The organism is Streptomyces sp. P5F9 (assembly GCF_057961495.1).
Genome location: NZ_JBXVPZ010000314.1, coordinates 1 through 11,548, shown reverse-complemented (window position 1 = coordinate 11,548; position 11,548 = coordinate 1). Strand labels below are relative to the sequence as shown.

General features: G+C 67.8%; 12 protein-coding genes. 8 read left to right on the top strand and 4 right to left on the bottom strand.

The window, feature by feature from the left end; translation table 11 throughout:
* Window positions 1-86: 86 nt before the first annotated feature.
* Both AC31A1_RS35700 and AC31A1_RS35695 read left to right on the top strand, forming a co-directional pair.
* Window positions 87-1,346 carry a GNAT family N-acetyltransferase gene (locus AC31A1_RS35700; RefSeq protein ID WP_489657299.1) on the top strand — a complete coding sequence of 420 codons (1,260 nt, stop codon included), beginning with the start codon at window positions 87-89 and terminating at the stop codon, window positions 1,344-1,346.
* Between the two features lie 226 nt (window positions 1,347-1,572).
* The gene (locus AC31A1_RS35695) at window positions 1,573-2,487 is read left to right on the top strand and encodes a winged helix-turn-helix domain-containing protein (RefSeq protein WP_489657298.1); all 915 of its coding nucleotides are present in this window, start codon (window positions 1,573-1,575) and stop codon (window positions 2,485-2,487) included.
* Between the two features lie 58 nt (window positions 2,488-2,545).
* Here the strand turns inward: AC31A1_RS35695 and AC31A1_RS35690 are convergent, their stop codons facing one another.
* Window positions 2,546-2,734, bottom strand: a complete 189-nt coding sequence (locus tag AC31A1_RS35690) for a hypothetical protein (protein WP_019062567.1) — start codon at window positions 2,732-2,734, stop codon at window positions 2,546-2,548.
* A gap of 156 nt (window positions 2,735-2,890) precedes the next feature.
* Here AC31A1_RS35690 and AC31A1_RS35685 point away from each other — a divergent pair, with 156 nt between their 5' ends.
* Window positions 2,891-3,772 (top strand): winged helix-turn-helix domain-containing protein, encoded by an 882-nt coding sequence (locus AC31A1_RS35685; protein WP_489657297.1) that lies wholly within the window; start codon window positions 2,891-2,893, stop codon window positions 3,770-3,772.
* A gap of 29 nt (window positions 3,773-3,801) precedes the next feature.
* Window positions 3,802-4,509: an HAD family hydrolase gene (locus AC31A1_RS35680; RefSeq protein WP_489657296.1), complete on the top strand. Its 708-nt coding sequence runs from the start codon at window positions 3,802-3,804 to the stop codon at window positions 4,507-4,509.
* On the opposite strand, the gene AC31A1_RS35675 is transcribed toward AC31A1_RS35680, so the two are convergent.
* On the bottom strand, window positions 4,500-4,682 hold the full coding sequence (locus tag AC31A1_RS35675; RefSeq protein WP_489657295.1) for a hypothetical protein: 183 nt from the start codon (window positions 4,680-4,682) through the stop codon (window positions 4,500-4,502). The two genes, AC31A1_RS35680 and AC31A1_RS35675, sit on opposite strands and share 10 nt — an antisense overlap.
* 207 nt (window positions 4,683-4,889) lie before the next feature.
* Here AC31A1_RS35675 and AC31A1_RS35670 point away from each other — a divergent pair, with 207 nt between their 5' ends.
* The 3 genes from AC31A1_RS35670 to AC31A1_RS35660 all read left to right on the top strand — a co-directional run bounded on the left by AC31A1_RS35670 (window position 4,890) and on the right by AC31A1_RS35660 (window position 9,127).
* A complete protein-coding gene (locus AC31A1_RS35670) occupies window positions 4,890-5,810 on the top strand; it encodes a GntR family transcriptional regulator (protein ID WP_489657294.1) in 921 nt (306 codons plus the stop codon).
* 163 nt (window positions 5,811-5,973) lie between these two features.
* Window positions 5,974-8,199 (top strand): aminoglycoside phosphotransferase family protein, encoded by a 2,226-nt coding sequence (locus tag AC31A1_RS35665; protein ID WP_489657293.1) that lies wholly within the window; start codon window positions 5,974-5,976, stop codon window positions 8,197-8,199.
* Between the two features lie 40 nt (window positions 8,200-8,239).
* Window positions 8,240-9,127: a hypothetical protein gene (locus tag AC31A1_RS35660; RefSeq protein WP_489657292.1), complete on the top strand. Its 888-nt coding sequence runs from the start codon at window positions 8,240-8,242 to the stop codon at window positions 9,125-9,127.
* A 6-nt stretch (window positions 9,128-9,133) separates the two neighbouring features.
* Here AC31A1_RS35660 and AC31A1_RS35655 read toward each other — a convergent pair whose 3' ends face one another.
* Window positions 9,134-10,096 (bottom strand): zinc-binding dehydrogenase, encoded by a 963-nt coding sequence (locus AC31A1_RS35655; RefSeq protein ID WP_489657291.1) that lies wholly within the window; start codon window positions 10,094-10,096, stop codon window positions 9,134-9,136.
* Window positions 10,097-10,155: 59 nt separating this feature from the next.
* On the bottom strand, window positions 10,156-11,001 hold the full coding sequence (locus AC31A1_RS35650; RefSeq protein ID WP_489657290.1) for a nitroreductase/quinone reductase family protein: 846 nt from the start codon (window positions 10,999-11,001) through the stop codon (window positions 10,156-10,158).
* 193 nt (window positions 11,002-11,194) lie between these two features.
* Between AC31A1_RS35650 and AC31A1_RS35645 the strand changes: the two genes are divergently transcribed.
* Window positions 11,195-11,548 (top strand): RraA family protein (locus tag AC31A1_RS35645; protein WP_489657289.1); only part of this gene is annotated, 354 nt, incomplete at its 3' end.

Sequence of the window (11,548 nt, the reverse complement as noted above, 5' to 3'; positions counted from 1 at the left end):
GCCCCCAGGGATGGGACGGGTAGGGGCGGCGGGGGCGAGGAAAAATCCCCGAGACACCCCGCCGCTCGGACACCTAGCGTGATCCCATGACCAGTCACCCCCAGGATCTCGCCGTCCGCCCCGTCACAGAGCCCGAGATCCCCGACTGGATCCGCGCCCTGAACACCGGCTTCCTGCGCACCCCGCACGTAACCGACGACGAGATCGCCGACCGCACCAGCTACATCGACCCGACCCGCACCCTCGGCGCCTTCGACGGCAACCGCTGCGTGGCGACCTTCCGCTCCTTCCCCCAGGAACTGACGGCGGTGGGCGGCAGACCGGTCCCGGCCGACGCCATCTCGAACGTCACCGTCACGTCCACCCACCGCCGCCGAGGCCTCCTGACCCGCATGATGACCCAGGACCTGGCGGCGGCGAAGGAGCGCGGCGACGTCGTAGCCACCCTCATCGCCGCCGAGTACCGGATCTACGGCCGCTACGGCTTCGGCCCCGCCACCTCGGCGACCCAGTGGGAGATCGACGTCCAGCGCGCCGGCCTGGACCCGCGCTGGTCGGCCCCGGAGGACGGCGGTCGTATCGACCTGGTGGACGGCGAGGACGTACGCAAACTCGGCCCCGAACTGCACGAGCGCCTGCGCCGCACCCAGCCCGGTGCGGTCAACCGCGACGACCGCTGGTGGCAGGTCACCACAGGCGTCGTACGCCTGGAGCGCGCGCCGTGGACCGAGCCGTTCTACGCCCTCTACCGCGCGGCGGACGGCGAGGTGCAGGGCCTGGCCGCGTACGTCTGCGACGACACCTGGACCGACGCCAAGCAGCCGCAGGACACGGCGACAGTGAAGGGGCTGATCGCGACCACCCCGGCGGCCGAACGGGCGCTCTGGCACCACATCTGCTCGATCGACTGGGTGACGAAGGTGCAGTCGGGCTGGCGTGCCCCCGACGACCTGCTGCCCCTCCTCCTGCCGGACCAGCGCGCGGCCACGATCACGACCCAGGCGGACTGGTTGTGGGTGCGGGTCCTGGATGTCGTACGGGCCATGGAGGCGCGGTCGTACGAGGGGGAGGGTGCGTTGGTGTTCGAGGTGGTCGACGGCGCCGGACTGGCCGGTGGGCGCTACCGGTTGGAGGCCTCGGCGCAGGGCGCGTCCTGTACGCCGACCACGGAGAGCGCCGAACTCACCCTCAGTGTCGGGGAGTTGGGCACGCTGTGGCTGGGGGACGAGTCGGTCGTGCGGCTCGCGGCGCTCGGGCGGGTGCGGGAAGAACGAGCGGGCGCCGCCCGTGTGGCCGACGCCCTGCTGCGTACGTCCAGGCGGCCATGGTGCCCGGACATCTTCTGATCCTGAACGACCTTTCCGCTGGTGCCTGTTGATGGACTGGACTCATCCGTAGCTGTTCAGTTGTGGTGGTGCCGGCCGCCGGGCTCTCGGCTCCCCTCCAGGAGAGAGACCCAGGCGGCCAAGTCGGTCAAGTTGGTGACCAACTCTCTTCTAGTTATCTCCTCTTGGGTACGTCTCATAACCACCTTTCCTTGAACTGCCCAAAGATGGCGGGAAGTTGTAGTGTTTGGTCGTGGACCCGGAACACGCCACCGTCAATGGACGGACGAGGTCACCACGGCCACAGTGGTCACACCGCGAGCTGGCCGACGAGCTGCGCACCCGGATCAGGTCCGGTGTACTGCGGCCCGGCCAGCGCATGCCCACCCAGGCCAAGCTGGCGGACGAGTTCGGCGTCGAGCGCGGGGCCGTACGACAGGCCCTGCGCATCCTGCAGTCCGAGCGGCTGCTCACCAACGTGTCCAAAGGCAGCCCGGCGACCGTGGCCCCCGACCTCAACCTGGCGCTGACCGGCCCGGGAGCCCCGCCGCAGCCCACGATGGTGGGCCTGGGACCGCGCATTTCGGAGGCCTTCGCGCAGCCGCACGTGGAGATCGAGGCGCTGTGTCTGACGGCGGTCTCGCTCACGCTGGCCATCGGCGAACCGCTGCGCCAGATCCACGCCGGACGTCTGAAACCGGCCAAGGTCGACGTCCGGGTGCTGCTGCCGAGCAGCGACATCGACCTCGCCTTCCCCTCCCGCGTGGACGCCCCGGCCGACGGCCTGCTGCAACGCCGCTGGCTGGCCCATCGCAACGCCCAGGGCCAGGTGTTGAAGCACAACCTGCTCGCGTTACGCGCGACGCACGGCATCGACGTGCACATCACGTTCCGCGCGCTGCCCTTCACCCCGCCCGTGAAGCTGTACCTGCTCAACGGCTCGGAGGCGCTCTTCGCCTACTACACGCTGACCCAGCGCGAGGAGGAGATCGGCCACGAGCAGGTGGAGATGTACGACGCGGAGGGTACCCAGTCGATGCTGTTCGCCTTCGACCAGGGCGCGGGACTGCGGGACACGACGTTCGTGGAGCAGTCGCACCTGTGGTTCAACGCACTGTGGGAGACGATCAGTTCGGAGCTCACACTGACACCCACGAGCTGATCGCCTCCCGCAGTGGCTGACCTGACGTGACCTTGGGGGCGGCCTTCGGGTCGTACGGTCACAGAGCCGGTCCGGTGACCAGCAGGGCCAGGACGACGGCCCCGATGGAACTGATGGCCGGGCTCTTGGCCTTGATGCCGATGGAGAGCAACAGCAGGCCGATGATCCCGGTGGCGCCGTACTTCCACTGGACGATCTGCTCGAAGCCGACGACGAAGACGGCGGAGAGGAGGGCGATGGCAGGCACGGTGGTTCCCCCTTCGGGCTGTGGAAGCAAAACTTCCACCAACTTGGAGAAGTTGGCAGCCAACTCTGCTTAAGTTGTTCCCGATTGGCACCTACTCACACCTACTTACAATCAGGTTCCAAACAACTCCCCTAAGATGGGGCAGAGTTATACCGTTTGGTCGTGACCCAGGAGAACGTGGCAGTGAACGGCAGCAGAAGCTTCTCGCCCCAGGAGATCGCCGACGCCCTGCGCGACCGCATCCGCACCGGCGACCTCAAGGCAGGAGACCGCCTGCCCACGCAGGCCGACCTGGCGGAGGAGTTCGGGGTCGAACGCGGCGCCGTACGCCAGGCACTCCGCCTCCTCCAGGAAGCGGGCCTCCTGACCAACGTGAGCAAGGGAAGCCCACCGCGGATCGCGGAGCCGCCGACTCCGCTGCGCGGCGAACCCCAGCCGACGATGGTCGGCCTGGCACCACGCCTGACAGAGGCCTTCTCCTCGCCGGACGTCCACATAGACGTCGTGTGCCACACCGCCGAGACCCTGATGGTGGCCATCGGCGAACCCCTCCGCCAGATCCACGAGGGCCGCCTCAGCCCCCAGTCGATCGAGGTCCGCATCCTGGTCCCCTCCAAGGAGATCACCCTCGCGTTCCCCGTCCCGGCCGACGGCAGCGACGAGGACAACTCGGTCCACCAGCGCTGGCTGTCCATGCGCAACGCCCAGGGCCAGGTGCTCCAGCACAACCTGCTCTCCCTGAGAGCCACGCACGGCATGGACGTCAAGGTCACCTTCCGGGCCCTGCCCTTCACCCCGCCGGTGAAGCTGTACCTGCTCAACGGCCAAGAGGCGCTGCTCGGTTACTACATGCTCACCAGACGGGAGGAGGAGTACGGCAGCCAGACCCTGGACATGTACGACGTCCTCGGCTCCCAGTCCCTCCTCTTCTCCTTCCTCCGCCAGACCGGCGAGCGGGACGCGGCGTTCGTGGAGCAATCACAGCTGTGGTTCAACGCCCTCTGGGAAACCATCACGACGGACCTGACACTCTCCTAGTGACTCCTGATACGGCGCAGACTGAACCGGTGACAGTAGAGACAGAGAACCTGCGAGAACTGATCACCAAGGCCCGCAACGTCCTGTTCGACTTCGACGGTCCGATCTGTCGGCTGTTCGCGGGACACACGGCGGAGCGCGTGGCGGGCGAACTGGTCGAGTGGCTCGAAGGGCGGGGCCTGCACGGGCTGTTGACGGAGACGGAAAGGGACTCCCTGGACCCGCACATGGTGCTGCGCGCCGTCGACCGCCGGCACCCGGGCAGCGACCTGGTCGCGGAGCTGGAGGAACGTCTCACCCAGGAGGAACTCCGGGCCACGTCCTCGGCGATGCCCACGGCGTACGCCGACCCGCTGATCCAGACCTGGTCGGCGGTGGGCTCACGGCTGGCCATCGCGACCAACAACTCCCCGCGAGTGGTGCGCACTTACCTGTCCGGCCGCGGGCTCCTGTCCCGCTTCGCCCCGCACGTCTACGGCCGCACCCAGGATCTCCAACTCCTCAAGCCCCACCCGCACTGCCTCAACCGTGCGCTGAAGGGCCTGGGAGCCGCGCCGTCGGCCACCTTGATGATCGGCGACACCCCGACGGACCTCGAAGCCGCGCAAGGGGCCGGAGTGCCGTTCCTCGGCTACGCGCGTAACGACCGCAAGGAGAAGGTGCTGCGGGACGCGGGGGCCGAGTATGTCGTCGGCTCGATGGAGACGGTGTTGCGGGTGGTGCTGGATCAGGCCTGAGTCATCAGGAGCACGAAGATCACGGCTCCGACGGACAGGCAGGCGGTGTTGCGGGCCTTGAGACCCACGCCTATCAGGAAGAGGCAGAGGAGGCCGAGGGCCCCGTAACGCGACTGCAGTAGCTGTTCGATGCCGAGTGCCATGACGGCTCCCAGCAACTCGATGGCGACCATGGGACCCCACCCCTTGCCTGTCGGAGAGTATTTTTTGTCTGACGCCTGATCGGCAATCCGTCCAATTGGACTGGTTGTTGAATTTGGTGTGCCCTGGCTGCTTGATCCCTTAACGCCGCCGCGAAATGTGTATGGCTGACCGTCAAATTCGGCCGCAGTATGACTGGAAGTAGTTTGCCTGCTCCAGTGAGGAGGTACGGTCGTCGTGTGAGCTCAGGACGTGGCGAAGGCGGCGGCAGGGAGTCCAGTGCCCTGTTGGAGGAGCTCCGTGTCCGCATCGCCGACGGCACATACGCGGTGGGACAGCTCCTGCCCACGCAGCGCGAACTCGCCGAGGAGTTCGGAGTCTCCCGTGACACGGTCCAGCGTGTTCTGCGTGAGCTGAAGGACGAAGGGTGGATCGAGTCCCGTCAGGGAAGTGGTTCGCGCGTGGTGAAGAGCCCCATGCACTCGGGCCGGGTTCCGCAGGCGGCACCCCGGCTGCGGGCGGCACTGGGGCCGTTCGTCGCCCGGGCCTTCACCCAACGGGTCGTGCAGTTGGACGTCTTCACCCTCACGTCCGAGAGCCTGGACACTCACGTCCGCCTACAGGCCGAACGCATCCGCACCGGAGAGATCGCCACCCCTGAGCGCATCGAGTTGCGGATGTTGCTGCCCTCCGAGTCGCTGGAACTTCCGTATCCGCGTGCCCTGAAGCTGAAGGGTGTGGCAGACGGAGCTGATGGGGCCGACCAATTGGGCGGGTTGCAGGAGCGGACGCAACAGCGGTTGAGGGACATCACCCGGCTGCACACGACGTCGCTGCGCGCGGCCCTGCGGAACCTGCAGACAGAGGGAGTGGTGCCGTCGGTGAACGTGGAGGTCAGGAGTGTCCCCCTGGTCCCTGCCTTCAAGTTGTACCTGCGTCGAGGCGCCGAAGCCCTGTTCGGCCCGTACGAAGTCGTGGAGCGCTCCATCCGCCTCGACGAAGACACGGAGATCGACGCTCTCGACGTTCTCGGGCTGGGGTCGACGCTGATACGGCATGTCAACGACGAGGGTGACCCCAACTCCACCGGATCGGTGTTCATGGAGAGCATGCAGGCGTGGTTCGACGCCTGCTGGGAGCGCCTGGCCCTGACCTCCTGACATCCGCCGGTCGTTCGAGCGAAGTCATCAAGTGGGTTTCGGTTTAGCGAGGTTGCGCCATGCGCTACCGCCTTGGGCATTACAGTGTGCCCACCCTGCTCGCAGCGCATGCACATGGGCGGCGACGTACAGCTATTCAGGAGCGACCTTGGGTGGTCCACCAATGCCCGGAACTCCCTCCAGGGCGAGGGATACGGGCGACGCCTTCGACGGGCTCGTGGCCTGCGCCAAGAACGAGGGGAAGTTCAGCCGGGGTCACCACAACCTGAACTATGTCGTCCGACCGCCGCAGGACGTCCGCTTCAGGCTGCCGGAGCTGAGGGGGCACGACCGCGTCACCGTCCGGGAGCGGATCCGCGATGTGCTGCCGGTCGTCATCAGGACGTGGCAGGACGAGGCGAGGATCCTCGACGCGCTCCGTGGCGTGCTGCCCCATGTGCCGCAGTGTCTCGTCAGACGCGAGGACATGACCGTCCTGAGCTATGTCCAGGGCGTGCCGTTGTCGACCGTCCGCCCCAACGGCACGCAGGTGGATTCCGAGCTCATCTCCGCCCTCGCCGGCCTGCTCGCGGACATGACGCAGGTACGCAGAAAGGATCTGCCTCCGCTGCCGCAGTCCTGGCCCCGGCACAGCAGGGACAGCCGGGCGTTCCTCCGGGCTCTGGCCATGGCGACGGAGGAACAGATCAGGAAGCGCAACTGGCCGAAGTTCGGGGGTCTGTTCGCCACGCTGGGTATTCCCGGGGACGCCATGGTGCGGTTCGCCGAACGGGTACCCGCGATGATCAGCCGCCCTTTCAGCCTGCTCCACACCGACCTGCACCGCGACAACGTGATCTTTTCGTACCACGGTGCCCCGCCTCTGATCTGCGTCGACTGGGAGCTGGCCACCTTCGGTGACCCGGTGCACGACCTCGCCACCCATCTCGTACGGATGGACTACCCCGCTGAGCAGTGGTCCGAGGTGATGGATGCCTGGCGGGCTGCCATGGACCTGCGGTGCGGCGAGGCGGGCAAGGGCGCCGAGCGGGACCTGAAGCACTATGTCGACTTCGAACGCGCCCAGTCCGTCTACCCGGATGTGATGCGCGCGGTGACGTCGCTGGGCGACAAGTTCGACCAACGGGAGCTGGATGCCGCGACGTACGCGGTGCGCAGGGCCCTGTTGCTGGCCGAGGCTCCCCTGCGGCTCAAGAGCGTGCCGGACGAGAAGTCCATCGAGGGGATTCTCTTCCGGTGGAACGTGTCCAACGGAAAGAAGCACAGCAAGCACCAGATCAAGTTGCACATCCCCTGGCGGCGGGACCCCAGGGTTCCCGAGCACCCCGAGTTCCCGGCGTGGGCGGTGCGGGACGCCCTGTTCGCGGAGGGCGCGGCTCCCGCGGACCACGTGTTCAAGGGAACGGCTCATCTCAGCACGGCGGTTCGGGTACGGGACATCCCCCTCCCCGTCATGGTGCGGCGGAAGGTGGGATCGGCGAACCCACGGGAACGGCGGTTCCTCAACGAGCACGCCGTTCTGGGGGTGATCGAGGCATCGGGTGTGCGGGTCCGTGCTCCGCGGGTGCTGGCACTGGGAACCAGCGGTCCCCATCTGAAGGACCAGTTCACCATTCACTCGTACGAGGGGCCGAAGGGCGAGATCCGGCATCCGGACCATCCCGCCGAGGGTCTGCTGCCGCACGAGGCGGACGATCTCGTCGACCAGCTCTGCGAGTTGACGGCAATCGAGTGCGAGGAGCTGGGTTCGGACACCCTGGGGCACGACTTCTTCTATGGCCTGCGCGGCGAACTGCTCCGCATGGTGTCCGAACTGTCCAAGGAGACACTGAGGTTGGCCCGGCAGCTGGGCCTGCCTGGAGACATTCTCCGGCTGGGGGAGATCCTCGACCGGTACATGCTGACCCCGCGCCGTTCCGTACTGCTGCACGGCGATCTCAACCCCTGGAACCTGGTGCGTCGCGAGGACGGTACGGGGCTGACCCTCATCGACTGGGAGATGGCGATGGTCGGCGATCCCCTCTACGACCTGGTCCGCCACATGCATCTGACCCCGACGAGCCCGGACATTCGCGACCGCCTGTTCACCCGCTGGGCGAAGAGGATGCCGGAGGAGTGCACCAAGGGCTGGCGCGAGGACTGGAACGTGTACCGCTGGACCGAGACCGTGCGGTCCGCCTATGTGGACCTCGACCGGCTCGTGACCGGAGACAGCCTCGAAGCTCCCAACGTCCGCCGGGCGGTGGACACATACGCCATGACCTTGAAGACGGCGACCGCGTCACTCGGGCTCAGGGCCAGATCGACAGCCAACCCCTATCTTGCCTTCGACCTGCCCCGGGCCGACCATGGACAGGCGTGGACGAACGAGCACCCCGCACACATGTGACGTGCGGCTGTGCACTGCGCGATGGGGGAGGGGGCTCGTGATGCGCGGCGGCAGCGGCGGGTTGCCCGAAAGCACCGTGAGCGAACGGCTCAAGCGGTTCCAGGCCCGGTACCAGTCGACGGTCACACGGCTTCTGCTTCTCGTCGTCTTCGTCATCGGGCTGATCGCGCAGTTCGTGAAGCCGGTGGGCGACGCTCTTCAAGGCAAGGTGTTCCTCGGCAGCGCGCTCCTCAGCGTGGTGGCCTATGTCCTGTACGACAAGGTCAACGACCTCGATGCATCACTTCGGCTGCCGTCCCGCGCCCAGGTGAAGTCACGCGAGTTGGGAACCTTCGTCACCGAGGCCTTCCGTGCCCGGACTGTGGAGATCAGCTTTCTCGGTTACACCGGCGAGACGCTCTACAACGAGCTCTACCACCGTCTGGAGGGCCTCCACGAAGATCCTGGTCCGACGCGGCACGTGGTGGTCAGATTCCTCGTCCCGGACTTCCGCGCTCCCATGACCGTGCCCTCCCGGGTGGGCACGGATGGGTTACCCGTCGATGACGAGGAGTTCCGCAGGCGGATAGAGGTCAAGTGCAGGGAGTTCGACCAGCGACTGTCGGCCATCGCGCAGCGGTTGACATCGGTGGGGCGGGTGACAGCCGCCTGCGAGTACCGCTTCTACCCGGGCATACCGCGCGACAAGATCTGCATCTTCAACCGGGAACTGGTCCTGCACGGCCTCTACGACGTGTCCGCCCGCACCATGGGATTCAGCCCGGAGCCCGACTACTACGATCCCCAGGGATACCGCACCGATCTCAACATCTGGTCGCGGGAGGACACCGACGACGCCAAGGCCGCCATCGTGACCTGGAACAGGCACTTCGACGCCCTGTGGGAACTGGCCGCAAGGCCGCCCTGGCACAGGGGCATGCCTGGCTGAAGGCGCTCAGCTCTTGAGCACCACTTTCCCCACCAGTACTCGGCCCTCGACAACCGCATGCGCCTCTCCCGCACGCCCCAGCGGGAACACCTCCCCGATCACCACCCGCAACCGCCCCGCCACCACCTCCTCGAAGGCGTACGAGGTCAACCGGCGCAACTCCGCCGGAGGGAACTGGAGGTCCGCGATGCCGAACAGCTTGATGCCCCGGTCGGCGGCCTCCTTCGTGTCGACGGGGGCGAAGGTGCCGGACGGGGCCCCGTGGGCCGAGAAACGGCCGCCGTCCGCGCTCAACGGAAGGGCCGTGGCGCCGAGTTGGCCGCCTACGCCGTCCAGGATCACGTCGGCCGCGCCGCCCAGTGCCGCACGGGCCCGCGCCGGCCAGTCGGAAGCCGAGACGTCCACCGCCGCGTCGGCGCCCAACTCCTTTATCAGTGCCAGCTTTTCCTCACCCCGGGCCAGCCCCACGACCAACGCGCCACGTGAACGGGCCAGTTGGACCAGGAGCGTGCCCATGCCGCCCGAGGCGCCCAGGATCAGGACGCGGTCGCCGGGTGACACGGCGGTCAGTTCGACGAGGCCGGACGCGGTGACGCCGTCGTGGACCAGGGCAGCCGCCGGCAGCAGGTCCAGGCCGTCCGGTACGACCGACAGGGCCGTGGTCGCCGCCACCGCTCGCGAGGCGTAGCCGCCCTGGACGTACGACGTCACCCTGCGGCCCAGCCACTCCTCCGGGACCTCCGGGCCGAGCGCGCTGACCACCCCGGAGACGCCGCCGCCCGGGACGTACGGCGGTGTCGTCGGGAAGAACTCCTGGCCCCAGCCGGTCCGCACCTGGGTCTCGACGAAGATCGTGTCGACGTACGCGACGTCGATCAGCACCTCGCCCGGACCGGGGACCGGGTCCGGCAGTACCACCGGGACCAGGACCTCCGGCCCGCCGAACTCCTGTACCTGCGCTGCACGCATGACCAACCTCCACCGCGTCGGGATATGCGTGCAGTCTTCGACCTCAAGCAGGCTTGAGGTCAAGCGACGGCGTCGAACAGCGGGATCAACTCCTCCTCCTCGTACGTCAGATGCGCCTCCAGCTCCGTCGTCAGCCGCTCCACCTCGGCGCGGACCTCCGCCGGGTCCCTGGTCGTCGCGAGCGTCCCGCGCAGCTCCTCCACCAGCGCCGCGATCCGTTCGTGTTCCTCGCGCAGGCGGGTCAGGGCCGGGGCGGTGCCGGGGTGACGTTCGGCGATGAGGGGGAAGAGGACGGTGTCCTCGCCGGTGTGGTGGTTGTGGAGGCCGTGGCAGAACGTGAGGCAGTTGACGCGGAGTTGGGCGCCGAGGGTTGTTGTGGTTGTGGTACCGGCGTTCAACTCGCCGCGGATCAGGGCCAGTTCGCGGCGGAACGCGTCGTGCACCACCTTGATGGCCTCGCCGAAGGACGCCGCGTTGATGTTTCCCGGGCCGCCCTGCGCCAGGCTGTGGAGGGCCACGACCGGGATGATCCGGTCGGTCTTCTCCTGGTACGTCGCCCAGCCCGCGTCCGCCTCCACCGCCCGGGCGAAGAGCCGGTCGCGTTCCTCGCCGGTGAGCACCTCGGCCCGGGCCTCGTAGGTGAACACGCCGCTCTCTACGGTGACTTGGGGGTGGGCGACGAGGTTGTGGAACCAGTCCGGGTGCCGGTCGGAGCCGGCCGCCGAGGCGATGACGAGGACCCGGTCGCCGTCGGGGAGGTAGCCCACGGGGGTGGTGTGCGGGGTGCCGGTGCGGGCGCCGGTGGTGGTGAGGAGGAGCAGGCGGGCGCCCTCGAAGTAGCCGCTCATACGGCCCCGGTTGGCGCGGAACTCGTCGATGACCGGTTGGTTGAAGTCGTTGGGCATGCGGTGGTGGTCTCTTCTCTCTGTCGCTGCTGGTCCGTGGACAGCGCTGTCGCGCGCTGATGTGTTGACGTGGATGCAGTGACAGACGGCGGGCCTCTCGCCCGCCTCGGCCTCACTCGGAGGCCGGGTACCCGACTCGCTCACGGCACAAGGCCGACCCGGCAGTCATGACGAGGACGATAGCGTCCGTCGTATGACTGATGCCACCGAATTCGAGGACATCCCTACGACCACCCTCGCCGATCTGCTCGGCCACGAGCAGGTGTTGGACCTCGGCGTCCGGGCGCTGTGGGGGCCGATGTCGCGTCTCGCCGGTCCGGCCTTCACCGTGCGGTGTCCGCCCGGCGACAACCTCATGCTGCACGCGGCCGTCTACCGTGCCGAGCCCGGTTCGGTCGTCGTCGTGGAGTCGGGGGACGTGGAGTACGCGCTCGCCGGGGGGAACGTCTGTGCCGTCGCGCAGGGGCGCGGGATCGCAGGGTTTGTCGTCGACGGGGTGATCCGGGACATCGGGGAGGTACGGGCGGCCGGGTTCCCGGTGTTCGGG

Excerpts from the sequence above, each read along its gene's own strand:
- AC31A1_RS35700 (WP_489657299.1), top strand. The coding sequence starts at position 87 with ATGACCAGTCACCCCCAGGATCTCGCCGTCCGCCCCGTCACAGAGCCC.
- AC31A1_RS35665 (WP_489657293.1), top strand. The coding sequence starts at position 5,974 with ATGCCCGGAACTCCCTCCAGGGCGAGGGATACGGGCGACGCCTTCGAC.
- AC31A1_RS35660 (WP_489657292.1), top strand. The coding sequence starts at position 8,240 with ATGCGCGGCGGCAGCGGCGGGTTGCCCGAAAGCACCGTGAGCGAACGG.
- AC31A1_RS35650 (WP_489657290.1), bottom strand. The coding sequence starts at position 11,001 with ATGCCCAACGACTTCAACCAACCGGTCATCGACGAGTTCCGCGCCAAC.
- AC31A1_RS35655 (WP_489657291.1), bottom strand. The coding sequence starts at position 10,096 with ATGCGTGCAGCGCAGGTACAGGAGTTCGGCGGGCCGGAGGTCCTGGTC.
- AC31A1_RS35675 (WP_489657295.1), bottom strand. The coding sequence starts at position 4,682 with ATGGTCGCCATCGAGTTGCTGGGAGCCGTCATGGCACTCGGCATCGAA.